Here is a 20,546-nt window from a genome sequence, read left to right as displayed (position 1 = left end):
CTGATCAGACTTTGGCCCAAGCCAAGCGCTTTTTCCTGCGTCTGAAGGGGCCTGCCGGGTTGATTTTGCCTTCTTTCTAACCTTGTGCCCAGATTCCATCCTATTCTGCTGAGTCAAATGCGGGTGGTATACTGGGCTGTACTGTGATGCGAGGTAAGCTTTCATGAAAACACTGACAGGCGCTGAAATTCGCCAGAAATTTATTGAATATTTTAAAAATAAGGGGCATGCTCATTTACCCAGTTCTCCTCTGGTGCCCTATAACGACCCCACGGTTTTGCTGACCACGGCGGGGATGCTGCAATTCAAACCGATTATGTTTGGCACCGAAAAACCCACCCACAGTCGGGTCACGACCTATCAAAAATGCTTCCGCACCACCGACCTCGACAATGTGGGCTTTACCGCGCGCCACCATACTTTCTTCGAGATGCTGGGTAATTTTTCCTTTGGGGATTATTACAAAGCAGAGGTGATCCCCTGGGCTTGGGAGTTTCTCACCGGCGTGCTTGAAATTCCCAAAGAAAAGCTCTATGTCACCGTTTATAACGATGATGATGAAGCTTTTGGCATCTGGCAGGAAAAAGCCGGTGTCCCTGTGGAACGAATTTCACGTCGGGGCGACGATACCAATTTCTGGGCCGCTGGCGAAACGGGGCCCTGTGGCCCCTGTACCGAAATTTATTATGATATGGGTGAGCACCTGGATAAAGGCCTGCTGCCCGGCGATGATGACGATGTGCGTTTTCTTGAAGTCTGGAATCTGGTCTTCATGGAGTTTAACCGCATGGCCGACGGTTCGCTGGAGCCCCTGCCCGCCAAGAATATTGATACCGGCATGGGGCTGGAGCGCATTACCTCGGTGGTGCAGGGCAAACCCACCAATTATGAAACCGATTTGCTTCAGGCCATTATTGAAAAAGTCAAACCCCTGGCCGCTGAAGGCATGGAGAACAATCCCCGCTATACCACGGCTTTGCAGGTGATTGCAGATCACAGCCGTGCCAGTGCCATGCTGATTGCCGATGGCGTACAGCCTGGCAACGAAGGTCGAGGCTATGTCTTGCGCCGGATTATGCGCCGTGCGATTCGCTTTGGGCATTTTATTGGGATCAATGAGCCCTTTTTATATACCCTGCTACCGACGATTGTGGAGCTTTACCCCATTTATCCCACGCTCAAAGAAAAGCAGGAACAGATCCGTGAAAGCATTCAAATTGAAGAAGAGCGTTTTCTGCGTACCCTGGGCCGGGGCGTGAAAAAACTTGAAGAAGCCTTGGCTGGCCTCACTTCCCTGGTGATTCCGGGCCAGGTGGCCTTTGAACTTTATGATACCTATGGCTTTCCGTTGGAACTGACTCAGGAAATTGCCCAAGAACAGGGCTTGCAGGTTGACCTGCCCGGTTATAAGGCTGCGATGCAGGAACAGGTTGAACGGGCCCGTGCAGCCTCCCGTTCCAATTTGGATATTGGGGCCCATGTGGTGGGTTTTCCCGCGACTGAATTTACAGGCTATCAGGAACTGAACAGCTCGGCTGAAATTTTGGCCTGTCTTGAAAGCAATACCCATGAACTGCGTCGCCTGGTGCTGAACCGCACGCCCTTTTATGCGGAAAGTGGTGGCCAGGTCAGCGATCATGGCGTGATTCTCGCTGGCGCACATAGCTTTGAAGTGGTCGATGTGCAAAAGGTCGGTGAGGTCTTCGTGCACGTGATTCGCGGCGATGAATTCAGCATGCTTCAACCTCAGATTCAGGTGCAATGCCAGGTGGAACAGAGCACCCGCCGGGAAACTATGAAACATCACTCGGTAACCCACCTGATGCACCAGGCGCTGAAAGATGTGCTGGGAGATCAGGTTAAGCAGGCCGGTTCAGAAGTCACCCATTTGCAAACCCGTTTTGACTTCAATTTCAACCGGGCCATGAGCGCTGAAGAAATTCAAAAGGTTGAAGAAATCGTCAATGCCCAGATTATGCTCAATCACGCGGTGCAAACCCAGGTGTTGCCGATTGAGGAAGCGCGTAAAAGCGGTGCCGTGGCCATGTTTGGCGAAAAATACGGGGATGTGGTACGTGTGATTGGCATGGGCGACTACAGCATGGAGTTCTGTGGGGGCACCCATGTGCCTGCGACGGGGACGATTGGCTCCTTTAAGGTCATTTCTGAAGAGGCTATTTCTGCCGGTGTTCGCCGTATTACGGCTGTGGCTGGCCTTGCCGCCTATCGCTACGCGCGCCAGAATGAAGACTTGCTCAAGGCTTTGGCTCGTGAGTTAAAAGTACCTTTTGCCGAAATTCCAGGACGTTTAAGCAAATTACAGGAAGCTTTGCGCAATCAAGACAAAGAACTCAAACAACTCAAGGGCAAAATGGCGCTTTTGCAGGTTGAAGAATTGGCAGCCAACTTTAAGGAGCACAATCAGGCCCAGGTCTTGGTGGCCCGTGTCGATGTGCCCGATGCCGAGGCCTTGAAACAGATCGCAGATGCCCTCTGTGGACGCAAAGCCCAAAGTATTGTCGTGCTGGGGGCTGAAGTCGCCGGTAAGGTCAATTTGGTGGCCCGTGTTTCAACCACGATGGTTCAGGCTGGGGTGCAGGCCGGTGCGATTATTAAGGCTTTGGGGCCCTTGGTTGGGGCCCGTGGCGGCGGTAAGCCTGAGTTTGCCCAAGCCGGTGGCGGAACAGACCCCGAGGGCTTGGAAAAACTGGCATCGGCCCTGCACGAGTATTTGCTGGGGGCGGGTATTTGAAGCGCCTGCTCCGGTGGGGGCTGCCACTGCTCTTGTTCTTGATCAGTGGCTGCCCTGGGCAGAACGTGGCGGAACGTTCCCAAACGCTGAGGGTGGGCATGGATCCGAATATCGGCAAGCCATTTATTTATAAGCTCGAACCCACAGCGAAAACAGCCAGTTCAGACAATTATGGCGGTTTTGAGTTTGAAATTGTGCGCTATCTGGCGCGCAAGCTCAATAAAAAGCTTGAAATCAAAGAGCTGGCCTGGGAAAAACTGCTGGAATCGGTTTCAAAAAAAGAAGTGGATCTGGCTTTGAATGCGATTGAAAAGCCTGAGGCCAATAATCCCCAGTTGCCCGCAGGCCTTTTGTTTACAGAGCATTACTATACCGCTTATCAGCAGCTGGTGGTACGCAAAGCCGATACCTTTACCTATAATCTTTCTGATTTAAAAGGCAAAAAGGTGGGGGTGATCCGTGATTCTGTTTCTCAGATTCTGCTGGATGATCTCAACCGTCTCAAAGAGGCAGGCATTGGTGTTCAGGCTTATGATGAGCCTGAAACTCTGTTTCAGGATTTGGCCCAGTCACGTCTCAATGGTGTGCTCAGTGAGCGGGCGCTGGCCGGTTGGTATCTTTGGACGGTGCCGGGCCTGCGTCTGACAGGAGAGCCAATCACGCCAGAAACCCCCTATGTGGGCGTGGTTCAGGCTGAGAACAAAGAGCTTTTAGAGCAGATCAATCAGGTGATGCGCAAAGCCCTCAAAGATCCTGTCTTTATGAAGATCTTTTCGAAGTGGCATGTGAGTATTCGGCGCTAGGGAAAGTACTTTGTTGAGAGGGGCTTTTTAAAATTCATCAAGTGAATCTTGGAGCTTTTGTAAAGTTTGAACGGCTGCTTCATATTGGTTTTCAATCGGAGCAATACTGGTGCGTTGAGCCAAGCTGTCTAATTCATCGGCCAATTGGTCGCAGATATCGTAGAGGGCTTCAAGACGGTCAGAAAACTTTTTATCCAAGCTTTGACCTTTGGGCCAATGTTTTAATTCTTCAAAAGCGCCGTGAACCATCTCTTGGAAGGATTGAAGCTGTTCTTGCCAGTAAATGAGCTCAAGATTGTGGTTTACCACTTTTTCAAAACGGGTTTTGAGTTGGCTCAAAGGGCGCAACTCTCGCTCCAGAGCATCCACTTCAAATTCACTTTCTAAGATCTCGAGTTTGGCTTGGATACTTTGAACACTCGCGTGTAAAAGCCCAAGAAAAGATCTTTGGTTTTGTTCTAACTCCCCCACATTGACTTCAGGGGGAATCATAGCCTGTAAATAGAAGAGAGCTTCTTGACGTATAAAGCGCTCCGTTTCGTCGTAGAGATCATCGTATTCGGAGGCCGTTTGGGGTCTGGGCCAGCGTTGAAAGGCCTCTACTTCCAGCAGTCTTTTTTCCAGCGGATCCTGTTGTTTGAGTTCGTTTAGACCCTGCACTAATTGCCGTGCTATTGAATGTTCTGGATTCAGTCGAAGGGCTTTGGCCAAATGCTTGGGCACTTGATCCAAAGCGCCAATAAGGATCAGAAAATAAGCCATGCCAGCAGAGCGATCCGGATTTTGGGGATCCAGACGCAGGGCTTTGTTGAGATCCTGATAAATTTCTTCCAGCGGAGGGGGGTGTTTAAACTGTTGAATCATGGCTTGAGTCAGTTTTTCCATGGCTTGCGTATGGATTTTTTCTGCTTCCAGATTTTCTGTTGCTCTTTCCAAGAGTGTTACCATTTTCTTTCCTTTGCTGTTTAATTCAACTTAGAACAAATTCATTGTCTCGATGTCTTTGTTGATTTCTGAGAGTTGTTCGTTGAGATCGTTTGATTCTTTCGTATCGGCTGTCCAGCCCTTGAAACAATTGAGAAGACCCAGTGTGAGCCCATCTAAAATGGTCTTGCCCGTGGCTTTGGCAAAAGGCATAAAAGAACCACTGCTCCACATTTCGAGGCGTGTATGCCATTCTTTGCCGAAGCGATTTTCTGAAATCTGGTTTGTCTGGTGATCTAAATTCTGTTTAAAGCGTAGAAAGGGGTCCTTGAGCAGGGAATACAGCTCCTTATTGACTTCTACCATCTTGACCATTAATGTATCGAGTTTTTCTTTTCGCTCTTCCTGGGTCAAGGGAGGAGATTGTGGGGTAGACAAGCTCTTGGCGATGGCCATGATTCCTTTGCGCATATTAGAAGGCAGATTAATTTGATATTTTCCATTTTCGTTGACACAATTCTGGATGAATGAGAGGAGTTTTTTCTCTAGGTTTGGATCCTGGGGATCCATTTTTGACAATTTGATCATTTGGTCTATACCCATTACATTTTCTTTGCTGAATTCTTTTAAGCAATGGTATTGAAAAGCGCGTACAGTATTCAGATCTCTGGTTGAAGCTCTTTCCGGATGTGCCATGACACTTAAAAGATTTTTAAGTTCGTGACCGAACACGCTTTGCTCGGCTTTTTTTCGATCTTTGAGAACCGCCCGCATGCCAAAAAAACTTCTGAGTTTGTCGGAAAAACTCAAGCTTTGTGGTTTAAAGGATTCGCGCAGACTGGTGAAAGCCTCTTCTTTGTTCTGGGGATTTTTGATCACTTGCTCATAAGAGCGTTGAATGGTGCCCTGAACGGATTGCAGAGAAGGGATTGAGAGGGCCTGCAATCTGGCTGTGTTCAATGCACTGGGGCGTGAATTCTGAATCAGCGAGTGAACCTGTTGACTTTCTAAAACTGGTTTTTCTTGGGGGGAGGGGGGGGCGTATTTCTGATAGCCAGAGCTTGGGGCTTGAGTTTCTTGGGTGGGGGAGAGGGCTGGGCTGGGCTCTGCTTGCTTTGGTTTGAGTGTGTTGATTTGTGTGTGGGGAATGGCTTGATTGAGTCTCATATCTGACATTTGCGAATACCTCATTTGTCTCTTTGCTTTCTTTAAGATATAAGTTCAAAATGAGCTTTTTTTTTAAAAATTGAATGAGGAGAATTTTTTTTTCACGGTGAACATGAACAGAAAAATCCGATTCAGACACACTGCTTCCTTGGGGGAGGAGAGCAATGCAAGAAGTACGGTGGTTGAGCGCCTTTTCAAATGATTTCTGAGCTGTGAAGTCATGAGCTGGCTCCGCCTGTGACAGAACCCCCTTTTTCTTGGGGGAGAACATGCTAAACTGACTGAAAATCTTGCGAAACGCATAGGACTCAGAATTTCATGACACTTGTGAACATAAAAGTATTTGGGGTGGGTGGCAGTGGTGGCAATACCATCAATCACATGCGCTCAGCCTCTTTTTCGGGCGTGCAGTTTATTGCCGTAAACACGGATGCACAATCTCTTTCTCTGGTTGAAACCGAAAACCGCGTGCAAATTGGCTCTCGCCTGACCCGTGGATTGGGTGCTGGCGGAGATCCCGGCGTAGGCCTCAAAGCGCTTGAAGAAAACCGCGATGAAATGGCCAAATATTTGCAGGAAACAGATATGGTTTTTGTCACCTGCGGCATGGGCGGTGGCACGGGGACAGGGGCGGCTCCAGCGCTGGCCCAGATGGCCAAAAGTGGCGGAGCTTTGACTGTGGGCGTGGTCACCAAGCCCTTTACCTTTGAGGGCAAAAAGCGCAAAGATCAGGCAGATGCTGGCATTCAGCGCATGCTGCAGAGTGTCGATACCCTGATCGTGATTTCCAATGACCGTCTCTTGCAAAGCATGAAAGGTCAAATGGCCGTGCGTGATGCTTTTCGCGAAGTGGACAATGTCCTTTTTCAAGCCATTCAGGGCATTTCAGACATTATCACGATTCCCGGCTTGATCAATGTTGACTTTGCGGATGTGAAAGCCGTGATGTCGAATGCCGGTGTGGGTGTGATGGGTGTGGGTTCTTCTTCCCGTGAAGTGGAACACCCAGCGGTTGAAGCCGTCAAACGCGCGATTGAAAATCCCCTCTTGGAATACTCAATCGACGGCGCTACGGGCGTGGTTTTCAATATTACCAGTGGCAGCGATATTGCTCTGCACGAAATCAATATGGCGGCAGAGGTGATTTACAAAACCGTCAATCCCGATGCCAATGTTATTTTTGGTACCGTTCTCGATGAGAATATGAAAGACGAAGTCAAGGTCACGGTGATCGCGATTGTGGGCAAGCAAGTACTGGCCCAGGCCATGCAACAGGCCCGTTAAAGCGCTATTTTAAAAGGGCTTTCTGCAAAGAAGGCCCTTTTTTCTTGCTCCTTTTTTCTAGTTTTTGCTTTGCAGGATGGGCTGAGGGGGTGGTGACTTTCAGAGTAACTCCGGTAAGATAGAAAGGTTTAAATCTGTTTTGAGGTGTTGATCATGGAGTTTAAAGCCGCTTCTTCAGCCGAAGCGATGGCCCTTGAAGATCAGTATGGTGCCCATAATTACCATCCGCTGCCTGTGGTTTTGGCCAGGGGAGAGGGTGTGTATCTTTGGGATATTGAAGGCAAGCGTTATTTTGATTTCCTTTCGGCCTATTCGGCGGTGAATCAGGGACATTGTCATCCGCGCATTCTCAAGGCCCTGACTGAGCAGGCCCAGACGCTGACCCTGACTTCCCGAGCCTTCTACAATGATGTCTTGGGGCCTTATGAGCAGTATATTACCCGTTATTTTGGCTATGATAAGGTTTTGCCCATGAATACGGGTGTGGAAGGGGGAGAAACGGCGGTTAAACTGGCCCGTAAATGGGGCTATACCGTCAAAGGCATTCCTGAGAACCAGGCCAAGATTGTTTTTGCCCGCAATAATTTCTGGGGGCGAACCTTGGGTGCGATTTCTGCCTCCACAGATCCCTGCAGTTATGCGGGTTTTGGTCCCTATATGCCGGGTTATGAACTGGTTCCCTATAACGATTTGCATGCCCTGGAAGCGGTTTTGCAAGATCCGCATGTGGCGGCCTTTATGGTGGAGCCTATTCAGGGTGAAGCGGGGGTGGTGGTGCCTGATACCGGCTACCTGCATCGGGTGCGAGAACTCTGCACCCAGCACCAGGTCTTGCTGATCTGCGATGAGGTGCAAACCGGTCTCTGCCGGACTGGCAAAATGCTGGCGGCGGATCATGAGCATGTGCGCCCAGATATTCTGATTTTGGGAAAAGCACTTTCGGGTGGGGTTTTGCCCGTATCTGCCGTCTTGGCTGATGACAAGATCATGCTCTGTATTAAACCAGGAGAACACGGTTCGACCTATGGGGGCAACCCCTTGGCCTGTCGTGTGGCGATAGAGGCCCTGCAGGTGCTTAAAGATGAAAATTTGGCTGAAAATGCCGAGTTGATGGGAGAACAATTCCGTCAAAGCCTGCTGATTCTGGAGCAGGAAGTCGAATTTATTAAGGCAGTACGGGGCAAAGGCTTGCTCAATGCCGTGGTGATTGAGCCTTTTGAAGATGGCCGTACGGCCTGGGATGTCTGTTTGGCACTCAAGGAAAAAGGGCTGCTGTGTAAGCCCACCCACGGAGATATTATCCGTTTTGCGCCCCCTTTGGTGATTCGCGAAGCGCAAATGGAAGAAAGTCTGGCGATTATTCGTGAAACGCTCTTAAGTTTTGTCTGAATAAGGCCATACAAAAAGCCGGGGTTTTTGCCCCGGCTTTTGCTGTGTGAAATTAATCTTGGTGGGCAGCGCGTACGCCTTCGCGGGCGGCTGTCTGAAGGGCTTCATTATAGCCCACATTGCTGTTTTGGCCCCCGATAAAGGTCGAAACTTTGCCCACGGCTTTGCCAAAACCACTTTCGGATTTGGAAAGATGTTCGCCGGCTTTTTCGGCCCCTTTGTCGAGCAGATTGAGGGGCAGAGAAACCACGGTTGAAAAACCACCCAACAGGGTGTGCAGACCGGTCTGAAATAAATTCACGCCCGCACTGGCGGTATTGCCAACTGCTTTGAGCACGTCGATGCCTGCTTTGCCGACTTCGCCTTTTTTGATATGATCCCAAGAATCTCCGAGGTTCTCTTTGATATCTCCAGCATCATCCAAGAATTCAATTGAGTTTTTGGCCTGGCCTTTGGCGGCATATTCAGTAATGCCCATGGCCAGATCTTTGGGGTAATCAAGAATACCTTTGCTGGATTCTGCTTTTTCGCCACTCTCAACACTTGGGGAAGCCTTTTCCGTTTGAGCAGAGGCCTCTGCTTGTGAGCTTTGATAACGCTTGTAAATCTCGGTGTACATTTCCTGTTCTTGCGTGTTTGGCTGATAACCGTTGGTTACCGCTTTTTCAAGCTGAACGGCCCAATCGAGTTCTGCCTGGGTCACTGGCGCGGGAGATGTTGCGGGTTTGGGCGGGGCAGCAGAGGCTGGCTGCGCAGGTATCACGGACTGGGGAGAAATCATCATGGTGAAGGGGCTCCTTGAGGCTTGCTGTTCTCTGTTTCTATCTTATCATCTCTAAAGTATAAATTCTGACCCGGTTTTAACAGAAGATTAATTTTTAAGGGTTTTTAGATCAAAATGACAGATTTTGGGGACTGGCTTTTGACAAACAGGGTGAGAGCAGGCATGCTGAACAGAGAGGGTGTCTGGCGGAATAGAGCATGTTTTGCAGTTCGGTTTTTGATTAGGAAAAGGAGAGCGGCCATGTCTTTTCGATTTTGGGGATGGGCCCTGTATTTACTCTTGGGTTTTCTTTTTTTGCCGCTGGCCCAGGCGCTTCCATTGCCGGGGGCGGAGCAGCCAGCGCGCTATCTGCCTTTGCTCAAAGGGCATTCTGTGGGGCTTGTCGTGAATCCCACCTCACGCGCCCAGGGCTTGCACCTGGTAGATTTTTTGCAGGCCCAGGGCATTTCGGTGAAGCGTATTTTTGCACCAGAGCATGGCTTTCGGGGCGAGGCTGAAGCTGGGGCGCATTTAGCAGATGGGGTAGATTCTCAAACAGGCTTGCCCGTGGTTTCGCTCTATGGACAGAACCGCAAACCCAAGCCTGAAACTTTGCGCGATCTGGATCTGCTGGTCTTTGATATTCAGGATGTGGGCGTACGCTACTATACCTATATCTCGACCCTGCACTATGTGATGGAAGCGGCAGCCGAAGCAGGCAAGCCCCTGCTGGTCTTGGATCGTCCCAATCCCAATGCAGATCAGATAGACGGGCCTGTTTTAGAACCTGCTTTTCGTTCCTTTGTGGGCCTGCACCCGATTCCGCTTGTACATGGTTTGACGGTGGGAGAGCTGGCGCGGATGATTCAGGGCGAGAGCTGGATAGAGCATGCCCAAGCGCTCAAGCTGAGCGTGATTCCGGTTCAGGCCTATACCCACGCTACTCCTTACTCTCTGCCGGTGAAACCTTCTCCCAATTTGCCCAATGATTTGGCCATTCGGCTTTACCCTTCTTTGGGCTTGTTTGAGGGCACACGGGTCAGTGTAGGGCGGGGAACCGACTGGCCATTTCAGGTCTTGGGTCTGCCCGATGTTCAGGCTGGTGCCTTTGTGTTTCGACCGCAAAGCCGCCAAGAAGCGCTGACGCCTCCTTATCAAGATCAAGCCTGTTATGGTCTGGATTTGCGACAGGAGACAGATTTGCGCTTCAGTCTGCGTTGGTTGCTGTATTTTTACCAGCATGACCGGGGTGAAAAAGCCTTTTTTAATCCCTTTTTCGATAAATTGGCGGGTACAGATCACTTGCGCAAACAGATTGAAGCGGGCTTGACGGAAGCAGAAATCCGCCAGGGCTGGGAAAAGCCACTGGCGGATTATCGTCAGTTAAGGGCGCGCTATCTGCTCTATCCAGAGCATTAAAGCGCTCGCTGTTTAACCGCTGCAGGCCTCACAGGCTTCAGGGTTTTCCAGGGAACAGGCCACGCCTTCGGCGGTCATGCCCAAGGGATTGACCGCTGCACTTACCGGGGGTTGGGCGCTGGTGACAGGCTCCACGGTAAATTTAATCGCATCGGCTGCGGCTTTGGTGCGCAGGTAATACATGCCTGTTTTCAAGCCTTTTTTCCAACCATAGAAATGCATCGAGGTCAGTTTGGCGTAGGTGGGATTTTCCATGAAGAGATTCAGCGATTGCGATTGGCAGATAAAGGCGCCGCGATCGGCGGCCATATCGATCAGGCTGCGTTGCTTGATTTCCCAGACGGTTTTGTAAATCTCTTTGATATGCTCGGGAATTTCAGGAATATTCTGAATCGAACCATTGCTGGCAATGATTTTATTTTTGAGGCCTTCGTTCCAGATGCCCAAATCCACCAGGTCGCGCAGCAGGTGCTTATTGACCACGATAAACTCACCGGAGAGTACCCGGCGGCTGTAGATATTTGAGGTATAGGGCTCAAAGCACTCATTGTTGCCGAGAATCTGAGAGGTTGAAGCCGTGGGCATGGGGGCCAGCAAGAGTGAGTTGCGCAGGCCATGTTCACGGATTTTGTCTTTCAGTTCCGTCCAGTTCCAACGGCTGGAAGGTTCAACCCCCCAGAGATCAAACTGCAGTTTGCCCTGGGAAGCAGGAGACCCTGCGAAGGTTGAATAGGGGCCTTCGGCCTGTGCCAGTTCCATAGAGGCGGAGCAGGCTGCGAAATAGATCGTTTCAAAAATATCGCGGTTGAGCTGGCGCGCTTCGTCTGAATCAAAGGGCAAACGCAGCATGATAAACACGTCGGCCAGACCCTGAACCCCCAAGCCAATCGGGCGGTGACGCAGGTTGGAATTGCGGGCTTCTTCGACCGGATAATAATTCAGGTCGATGATTTTATTCAGGTTGCGCGTGGCGACCTGGGTGACCTCAAACAGTTTCTGGTGGTCAAACTGGCCGTCCACCACGTATTTGGGCAGGGCCAGCGAAGCCAGATTGCAGACGGCAACTTCATCGGGGGCGGTGTATTCGACAATCTCGGTACAGAGATTGCTCGATTTGATCGTGCCCAGATTTTGCTGGTTGCTTTTGCTATTGCAGGCATCCTTATAGAGCATATAGGGGTTGCCGGTTTCAATCTGGGCGTCGAGAATCGCCATCCAGAGATCACGGGCTTTCATTGTCTTGCGGGCCCGGCCTTCACGCTCATAGCGGGTATAGAGGGTTTCAAAGGTTTCGCCCCAGCAATCGGCCAGACCCGGTGCTTCATTGGGGCAGAAAATCGACCATTCGCCTTCTTCTTCGACCCTTTTCATAAACAGATCGGGAATCCAGAGGGCATAAAACAGGTCGCGGGCGCGCATTTCTTCTTTGCCGTGGTTTTTCCGCAGCTCCAGAAACTCCATGATATCGGCATGCCAGGGTTCGAGATAAACGGCAAAAGCTCCTTTGCGCTTGCCGCCGCCCTGATCCACATAGCGGGCGGTATCGTTATAGACCCGCAGCATGGGTACAATCCCGTTGCTGGTGCCGTTGGTGCCGCTGATATACGAACCCGTGGCGCGAATATTGTGAATGCTCAGGCCAATGCCGCCTGCTGATTGTGAAATCTTGGCGCAGGTTTTGAGGGTATCATAAATCCCATCAATGCTGTCGTCTTTCATGCTGATTAAAAAGCAGGAAGACATCTGGGGTTTGGGGGTGGCTGCATTGAAAAGGGTGGGGGTGGCATGGGTAAACCAACGCTCTGAGAGCAGGTCGTAGGTTTTGATCGCAGCTGCAATATCTTCGCGGTGAATGCCCACGGCCACACGCATCAACATATGCTGGGGGCGCTCGACAATCTGATCGTTGAGTTTGAGTAGATAGGAGCGTTCCAGGGTTTTAAAACCAAAAAAGTCGAGCAGAAAATCCCGGTCGTGAATAATCGCCGAATCCAGTTCCTGGGCATTGGCCTCAATAATCCGCCAGACTTCGTTGGAGATTAACGAGGCGCTGTGGCCGGTTTTGGGGTCAATATATTCATAGAGATCCCGCATGGTCTCTGAAAAAGACTTTTTGGTGGTCTTGTGAAGGTTTGAAATTGCAATCCGGGCCGCCAGCAACGCATAATCCGGGTGACGGGTGGTCATGGTGGCGGCGATTTCGGCAGCCAGATTGTCGAGTTCCAGGGTCGTCACCCCGTCATAGAGGCCTTCAATCACCTTCATGGCAACCCGTACCGAGTCAACATGGGCCTGATCGAGGCCGTAACAGAGTTTCTGAATCCGGTTGGTAATTTTGTCGAATTTGACGGCTTCAGAACGACCGTCGCGTTTTAATACGTACATTGGCACACCCTTTGATAATCGGTTTAGAAGTCTTCATCCATGCTGAAGACATTGTCTTCTTTCTGGTTATTTACGGTATTCATGACTCCGGACTTCTGGTATTCGGAGACCCGTTTTTCGAAGAAATTGGTTTTGCCCTGCAGCGAAATCAGTTCCATGAAATCGAAGGGATTGCCCACATTGTAGATTTTCTCGCAGCCCAGTGAAACGAGCAGGCGATCGGCTACAAATTCAATATATTGGCTCATCATTTCGGCGTTCATGCCAATCAGTTTCACGGGCAGGGCATCGGTCACGAATTCCTGCTCAATCGTCACGGCTTCGCGGATGATTTCTTCAATCTGACCTTGGGCCAGGCGGTTTTGCAGCTGTGAATAAAGCAAACAGGCGAAGTCGGTATGCATGCCTTCATCGCGTGAAATCAGCTCGTTAGAGAAGCTCAGACCGGGCATCAGGCCCCGTTTTTTGAGCCAGAAAATCGAACAGAAACTGCCAGAAAAGAAAATGCCTTCTACGGCAGCAAAGGCCACCAAGCGCTCGGCGAAACTGCCCTTTTCAATCCAACGCAGGGCCCAGTCGGCTTTGCGCTGTACGCAGGCCAGGGTATCGATGGCATTGAAAAGCATTTGTTTTTCGGCATTGTCTTTGATATAGGTATCAATCAAAAGCGAATAGGTTTCAGAATGGATATTTTCCATCATGATTTGAAAGCCATAAAAACAACGGGCTTCGGGGTATTGCACCTCGCGCATGAAATTGACAGCCAGATTTTCGTTGACAATGCCGTCACTGGCTGCGAAAAAGGCCAGAACGTGTTTAATAAAATGTTTTTCATCTTCATTCAGGCGGTGTTCCCAATCCTGAATATCGGTTGAAAGGTCGATTTCTTCGGTGGTCCAGAAACTGGCCTCGGCTTTTTTGTACATTTCCCAGATGGCCTGGTGTTTGATGGGGAAAAGTACGAAACGGTTTTTATTGGCGGTGAGGATCGGTTCTTGGGTCACTTGTGATAATGTCATCATTTCTGAATTCTTTGTCCTGTTTTGCGTTTAAGGTATGACTCTGGCTGCTTCCGGCAGATCAAAGCGGCTGTCTGTCCCAAGGGGCTCAGCAGCTTCTTTTGTAGATAACACCGGGTTATCTGACTCACTATTCGGATTGGGTAACTACAATTGTAACAGGAGTTACAGGTGCAGTCATGGAAAAAAACTTTAATTTTTGTTGCCTCCTTTCAGAACCCCTTCCAGCCTTGACTTCGACTGGAACGGGGTGTTCAAATCCAGTTTTGATGCGATTTTAGGAACAACCGCTGGTGGCACCACAGTTCATGCATTTATAGCAGGAACCATTGCGCACCATCACGGCAGCCCCGCAGCTGTTGCAGGGGGGCGCGTCCTGGGAATTGACAAAGGAAAGCCCTTGTTCTTGCGAGCTTTGAATCAATTTTTGACCATTCAGGGCTTGAGGCTCTGTTTCTGTAGGTTTCAGGGCAGAGGCCAGGCCTTGTGCCTCGGCCTCTGCATGGGGCAGAAACTTAATCGCCAGCCAGCGGAAAATATAGTCCATGATCGATTTGGCAAAGGGAATATCCTTATTGCCCGTATAGCCAGAGGGCTCAAAGCGGGTATGAGAAAGTTTGTCGACCAGCACAGGCAGGGGCACGCCATATTGCAGGGCCAGGGAGACGGTGGTTGCAAAAGAATCCATCAGGCCTGAAATCACACTGCCTTCTTTGGCCATGGTAATAAAAATTTCACCAGGGCTGCCATCTTCATACATGCCCACGGTTAAATAGCCCTCGTGGCCGGCAATGCTGAATTTATGCGTAATCGCCTGGCGTTCGTTGGGCAGACGGCGGCGTTGCGGCGTGCTTCCCGAGGCTTCTGTTTTGGGGCTTTCTTTGCCGGTATTCAGCGGCTGGGTGCGTTTGCTGCCATCACGGTAAATGGCGACGGCTTTCACACCCAGTTTCCAGGCTTCAAGGTAGGCGGTATAGATTTCTTCGACGGTGGCTTCGCTGGGCATATTCACGGTTTTGCTGATCGCCCCTGAGATAAAGGGTTGAACTGCGCCCATCATGCGAATATGGCCCATATAGTGAATCGAACGGCTGCCCCGCAGGGGCTTAAACGCACAGTCAAAGACAGGCAAATCTTCTTTCCGCAGTCCGGGAGCCCCTTCAATCGTATCGTTGTTGTTGAGGTAGTCTAAAATCTCGCTGATTTCATTTTCGCTATAGCCCAAGTTTTCAAGTGCGAGCGGCACGGTTTGGTTGACAATTTTGAGATTGCCGCCCCCGACCAGGCGTTTGTATTTGATCAATGCCAGATCGGGTTCAATGCCGGTGGTGTCACAATCCATCAGAAAAGCAATGGTGCCTGTAGGCGCCAGAACGCTGACCTGGGCATTGCGATAGCCCGCTTTTTCACCCTTATCAAGGGCGGCCTGCCAGCTTTGACGAGCCGCTTCAAGCAGGTATTGGTCGCGTGCTACGGGTTTGACCTGATCCAGGCTTTGCTGGTGCAGGCGCATGACTTCGAGCATATAATCGCGGTTGGGGGGAAAGCCCTCAAAGGGCCCGACACTTTCGGCCAGTTCGGCGGAAACACGATAGGCTTCGCCCGTCATCAGGGCGCTAATCGCGGCCGCATAATGACGGCCGGTGTCTCCATCATAGGGCAGCCCTTGTGCCATCAACAAGGCGCCCAGGTTGCTATAGCCCAGCCCCAGGGTGCGAAAACGGTGGCTGTTTTTTTCAATTGCGGGAGTGGGGTAACTGGCTTGCTCGACCACAATCTCTTGGGCGGTAATCAGCAGACGGATGGTATGTTTGAAAGCATCTACCTGAAATTGGCCGTTTTCATAGTATTTGAGCAGGTTGATCGATGCCAGGTTACAGGCCGTATCATCCAGAAACAGGTATTCAGAACAGGGGTTTGAAGCATTGATGCGACCCGAGGCCTTGGCGGTATGCCAGCGGTTGATGGTGGTATCGTACTGAATGCCAGGGTCGCCACAGATCCAGGTCGACTCAGCCATGCCCATCAAGAGTTTGCGGGCTTTGAGGGTTTCGACAATTTCGCCATTGCTGACTGCGCGGGTATGCCATTCCCGGTCTTCTTCGGCAGCACGCATGAACTCATCGGTCACGCGCACACTGTGATTGGCGTTTTGAAACTGTACCGAGTCGTAGGCTCCTCCAGGTACATTAAAGCCGCCATTATAACCGGCATCAATCAAGGCCCAGGCTTTTTTCTCTTCATTGGCTTTGCTTTCAATAAACTCTTCGATATCGGGGTGGTCGATATTCAAGATCACCATTTTGGCGGCCCGGCGTGTTTTTCCACCTGATTTGATCACCCCTGCGAAGGCGTCATAGCCGCGCATGAAAGAAACAGGCCCAGAGGCCGTTCCGCCCCCTGAAAGGGCCTCTTTGGAGGAGCGCAGGCTGGAAAAATTCGTGCCTGTGCCTGAGCCCCATTTGAAGAGCATGCCTTCGGTTTTGGCCAGGCTCAGAATCGAGTCCATATTGTCCTGAACAGAATTGATAAAGCAATTGTGTACCAGTACGCCATTGGTCAGGTAGTGACCACTGAGAGTCTGGATATCATAAACATCTGTTTCGTCCTGTGCCTCAATAGAGATAATTTCAGAAAACCGAATATCTGGGCAAATTTTGCCTTCCATATCGCAGCTTGTGACTAATTTATCCTGTTTGTCATCTGAAATGAAGCCAATTTTTTTTAGAAATTGAAGCCGTTCCGACGCTATGGAAACATCCAGTTCCCACATATCATAGCGATCTGGACGGTTTTCCTTTTTTTGTCGGGATCTAGAATAAATTCCTAAACGGGTGAGTAAAACCTGTAATTCCTGAACCCATTCCTTGCTTATCACAGCAAAAGCCACCCGTGTGCTCGAATCGTGAATTGTGACATAACCATCCCCCTGAAACAGACTTTTCAGATAAACAGCCACAACATCATTAGCGGCGGTCCAAATCGATCGGGGAACTCGAATATCCTGTTTGCGCTTTAATAGTTCGTATTTTTCCACAAAGGGTCGCAGGATTTCACCATACAAACGAATGCGCCGGATTTCCAGATGCTCGTTCTGGGCTGTTTCAACTGAAACCTTATAGTGGACATCTGGGAAAACTGTTTCCAAATGCTGAATGACCCAGTCGTATTCTTCTTGTTTGACAACCATGAATTCAATCGTCAGAGAAGAATTTGTTCCTTCATACTGACCTACAAAGCCGTCAGCCTGTAACCAGCCTGCCAGAGCTGCCTCAGAGATTTCCTGATTCGAACTTTCTGGTGTTATAGTCTCCGCGATATGGCTATAGACCCGCATAAACATGCCGGGTTTCAGGTCTTCTACTTTGGCGAAATGGAGGGTTTGTGTTCTTCTGCTGTCATGGGCACAGACTAGATGATCTGCTGTGGCTTCGACGAAAAATCCATCCCGAAGATTGATACGGTAAACTTTTTTCTTGCCATTGTATTTGGTGTTTATCACCTGGGTCAGACCGTTTTCGTCATATACCGGTAGGCCAATCAAATCTTTTTCAACAATCTCTCCTATTGGGAGCAGTCCCTGTACAGTGTTAATCAATGCATGATAGGGCTGGCAGGCCGAACACTGGGGTTTAGACTCAATGCCGACATTGAACCAGACCGGGCTGTTAAAGGCTGCGCGTTGCTGTACGAGCAGGGCATTCAGTTCAGCCTGGTAAATCTCTGCGTCTTCAGGGCTGGCAAAATAACCTTGCTGCCGGCCCCATTCTGCGATCGTATCTGCCACCCGGCCAATCAGCTGTTTGACGCTGGTTTCGCGCTGTGGGCTTCCCATTTGACCGTGAAAATATTTCGAAACCACCACATTGGTGGCCTGTTGGGACCAACTGACAGGCACTTCAACGTCTTTCTGTTCAAAGATCATTTCGCCTTTTTCATTGCCGATCGAAGCGGTTCGCAATTCCCATTCGAGCTCTTCAAAGGGGTGGCGACCCTGAGAAGAAAAAACACGGCTGAAGGGCAGGCCGTGTTCTGAATAATGGTGTTGAGGCTGGATGTATCCGGGGGTGGAATTGGTTTCGATCATGAAAACTCCTTGAAGACGGCCTAAAATGGCAGAATTCGCTGATTTAATGCATTCTTTGGGGTGCGGCTTTGAGAAGAAGACCCTGTGGATGATATTCTATTCTAGCCCCGAAAGCGCGCTGAGGGCAAGCTTGTTCTCTTGCTTGTTTTGGGGGTTAATTTAAAATTTAAATAGATCTATAGGGCTTAAAAGAAAAATAATCCCAATTTTTCTTCTATTATCGACCGATTATAATTTATGAGACTCATAAACAGCTTATACTCTGCGTAAAATGTGGGGATTTTGCCCTTTGAATGAGCGCTGGCTCACAAATGCAAACAAAGGGGCCGGGACGTTAAAATTTGCAGATTTCTAATCTTTTCTGAACGAGAAAAAAATCGTGCGGTGGCGTTTTCTCGATCTGAGTTGTTTCAGTTGACCTGCAAACTCAGGTCGACACGGCCAATGGTTTGAATTTGCGCTTCCTGGGCCATGACCTCGTTATAGGAGAGCACCGTCAGCATAGGCAGGGCACGTTCGGTCAGGCGGCGCAGAACCAGCCGGATTTTAGAAGAACAGAGCAGAATCGGCTGGTGAAAGCCTTTTCCAGCCATCTCTTCTACTTTTTGGGCAATATTGTTGACGACCTGTTGGGCGATTTGGGGTTCCAGCAGCAGAGTCAGGCCCTGATCGGTACGGGTGACAGATTCGGTCATGATTTGCTCCAGTTCGGCTGCCAGGGTCAGCGCGGGCAACATGCCCTGGGGGCTGCGCAGGGGCTGACAGATTGAGCGAGCCACGGCCAGACGCGCATGTTCGGTGAGCAGGTCGGGGTCTTTGGTGGCACGGGAATGATTGGCCAGGGCTTCCAGAATCGGAATCATATCGCGTACCGAGACCCGTTCGGCCAGTAAGTTTTGTAAGACGCGCTGAATTTCGCCGACACTGAGCAGACTGGGCATGAGTTCATCCACCACGGCGGGAGCCTCTTCGCGTACGCTGTCGAGCAGGCGCTGTACATCCTGGCGGGTGAGAATATCTGCGGCATAGCGTTTGACGATTTCGGTCAGGTGGGTGGCGACCACGGTCGAAGGATCAAAGACAGTATAGCCCAGAATTTCGGCCCGTTCTTTCTGGCCTTCGGTGATCCAGACGGCAGGCAGATTAAAAACAGGTTCCACGGTTTGTACGCCATCGAGTGGGTCATTGACCATGCCGGGATTCATGGCAAGATAATGCCCGACATGTACCTCCCCCCGTGCAACTTCAATACCGCGCAGTTTAATCGAATAATCGCGGGGCTTGAGTTGAATATTGTCGCGTACGCGAATCGGAGGCAGTACCAGACCCAATTGCAGGGCCATCTGGCGGCGGATTTTGGTAATGCGTTCCAGCAGATCACCGCCCTGTTCGGCATCTACCAGGGGAATCAGGCGGTAGCCAATTTCAAGTTCCATCGGATCGACCTTGAGCAGTTTGATCATGTCTTCGGGCTCTTTGCGGGTAGAAAGCATGCCAGCTTGGGCCGGAGCCAGAGCCGGTTGAATCTCTTTGCCACTGCCCAGGGCCTTGCTGCCCCCTGTGGCTTTGTCTTCTTCAGCTTCGCGCTCTTCTTCCCGCATCATAATAAAGCCAATCGCTGTCAGCAGGCCACTCAGAATCAAAAAAGGGATTTTGGGCAGGGGCGTAAACAGGCCCAGCAAGAGCAGGAAGAATGAAACCACCAAGAGCCCTCGGGGTACATTCAGCAATTGGCGCGAAACCCTTTCCCCCAATTTGCTTTCACCCGCGGCACGTGAAACCAAAATGCCCGTGGCAATGGCGATGACCATGGCCGGAATCTGACTAACCAGTCCATCGCCAATCGTGAGTACGGTATAGCGTTGCATGGCTTGAACCACGGGCATACCCAGCTGCAGGGTGCCAATAATAATCCCGCCAATCACATTGACGAAGGTGATAATAATCCCGGCAATTGCGTCCCCACGTACGAATTTGCTCGCGCCGTCCATGCTGCCATAGAAATCGGCTTCGCGCTGAATATCGCGGCGGCGTTCCTTGGCCTGTTCTTCATCGATCAGACCGCTGTTGAGGTCGGCATCAATCGCCATCTGCTTGCCTGGCATGGCATCCAGGGTGAAGCGGGCGGCCACTTCAGAAATGCGCCCTGCCCCATTGGTGATCACCACGAATTGCACCACCACCAGAATGATGAAGATCAGAATGCCCACCACGTAATTGCCCCCAATCACGAAGCTGCCAAAGGTTTCGATCACCTTGCCAGCATTGGCCTGCAGCAGAATCAGACGGGTAGAGGAGATATTCAGTGAGAGCCTGAACAGGGTCAAGACCAGCAAAAGCGTGGGAAAGGTGGAGAAGTCTAAGGGGCGGTTGACATAGAGCGAGACCATCAGCACCATCAGACCGAGCGAGACATTGAGTGTCAACAAAATATCCAAAACCCAGGTGGGCAAAGGCACCATCATCAGACAGATAATGGCAATCATGATCACAGCAATGCCAATATCCCCCTGTTTGAGGCCGCGTTCCAGCCATTGGGCTGGGGCTGAGGGGG

The 20,546-nt window shown here is 50.5% G+C and carries 12 protein-coding genes; 5 read left to right on the top strand and 7 right to left on the bottom strand.

Annotation, left to right across the window (positions count from 1 at the left end; all coding sequences use genetic code 11):
* Positions 1–163 precede the first annotated feature (163 nt).
* Together COW20_13380 and COW20_13375 are read left to right on the top strand one after the other, a co-directional pair.
* Positions 164–2,752: an alanine--tRNA ligase gene (locus COW20_13380; protein PIW47193.1), complete on the top strand. Its 2,589-nt coding sequence runs from the start codon at positions 164–166 to the stop codon at positions 2,750–2,752.
* Entirely contained in the window at positions 2,749–3,555 is an 807-nt protein-coding gene (locus tag COW20_13375) for a hypothetical protein (GenBank protein ID PIW47192.1), read from the top strand. Before COW20_13380 ends, COW20_13375 begins: the two co-directional genes overlap by 4 nt.
* A gap of 27 nt (positions 3,556–3,582) precedes the next feature.
* On the opposite strand, the gene COW20_13370 is transcribed toward COW20_13375, so the two are convergent.
* Positions 3,583–4,503, bottom strand: a complete 921-nt coding sequence (locus tag COW20_13370) for a hypothetical protein (GenBank protein PIW47191.1) — start codon at positions 4,501–4,503, stop codon at positions 3,583–3,585.
* Between the two features lie 27 nt (positions 4,504–4,530).
* On the bottom strand, positions 4,531–5,655 hold the full coding sequence (locus COW20_13365; GenBank protein ID PIW47190.1) for a hypothetical protein: 1,125 nt from the start codon (positions 5,653–5,655) through the stop codon (positions 4,531–4,533).
* A 309-nt stretch (positions 5,656–5,964) separates the two neighbouring features.
* Between COW20_13365 and COW20_13360 the strand changes: the two genes are divergently transcribed.
* Both COW20_13360 and rocD read left to right on the top strand, forming a co-directional pair.
* Positions 5,965–6,930: a cell division protein FtsZ gene (locus tag COW20_13360; protein PIW47189.1), complete on the top strand. Its 966-nt coding sequence runs from the start codon at positions 5,965–5,967 to the stop codon at positions 6,928–6,930.
* 153 nt (positions 6,931–7,083) lie between these two features.
* A complete protein-coding gene (gene rocD / locus COW20_13355) occupies positions 7,084–8,319 on the top strand; it encodes an ornithine--oxo-acid transaminase (GenBank protein PIW47188.1) in 1,236 nt (411 codons plus the stop codon).
* Positions 8,320–8,371: 52 nt separating this feature from the next.
* Here the strand turns inward: rocD and COW20_13350 are convergent, their stop codons facing one another.
* Positions 8,372–9,103 carry a hypothetical protein gene (locus tag COW20_13350; GenBank protein PIW47187.1) on the bottom strand — a complete coding sequence of 244 codons (732 nt, stop codon included), beginning with the start codon at positions 9,101–9,103 and terminating at the stop codon, positions 8,372–8,374.
* A gap of 240 nt (positions 9,104–9,343) precedes the next feature.
* Between COW20_13350 and COW20_13345 the strand changes: the two genes are divergently transcribed.
* Positions 9,344–10,501, top strand: coding sequence for a DUF1343 domain-containing protein (locus COW20_13345; protein ID PIW47186.1), 1,158 nt, complete (start codon positions 9,344–9,346; stop codon positions 10,499–10,501).
* Positions 10,502–10,513: 12 nt separating this feature from the next.
* Here the strand turns inward: COW20_13345 and COW20_13340 are convergent, their stop codons facing one another.
* From COW20_13340 to flhA, 4 genes are all read right to left on the bottom strand, one after another.
* Entirely contained in the window at positions 10,514–12,886 is a 2,373-nt protein-coding gene (locus tag COW20_13340) for a ribonucleoside-diphosphate reductase subunit alpha (GenBank protein ID PIW47185.1), read from the bottom strand.
* Positions 12,887–12,909: 23 nt separating this feature from the next.
* A complete protein-coding gene (locus tag COW20_13335) occupies positions 12,910–13,890 on the bottom strand; it encodes a ribonucleoside-diphosphate reductase (GenBank protein ID PIW47273.1) in 981 nt (326 codons plus the stop codon).
* A gap of 292 nt (positions 13,891–14,182) precedes the next feature.
* Positions 14,183–17,992, bottom strand: a complete 3,810-nt coding sequence (locus COW20_13330) for a ribonucleoside-diphosphate reductase, adenosylcobalamin-dependent (GenBank protein ID PIW47184.1) — start codon at positions 17,990–17,992, stop codon at positions 14,183–14,185.
* Between the two features lie 410 nt (positions 17,993–18,402).
* Positions 18,403–20,478, bottom strand: coding sequence for a flagellar biosynthesis protein FlhA (gene flhA, locus COW20_13325; protein ID PIW47272.1), 2,076 nt, complete (start codon positions 20,476–20,478; stop codon positions 18,403–18,405).
* Positions 20,479–20,546: the final 68 nt, after the last annotated feature.

The organism is bacterium (Candidatus Blackallbacteria) CG13_big_fil_rev_8_21_14_2_50_49_14 (genome assembly GCA_002783405.1).
Lineage (GTDB): Bacteria > Cyanobacteriota > Sericytochromatia > UBA7694 > UBA7694.
The sequence above is the reverse complement of the archived record's forward strand: the minus strand, read 5'-3'. Positions and strand labels throughout refer to the sequence as shown.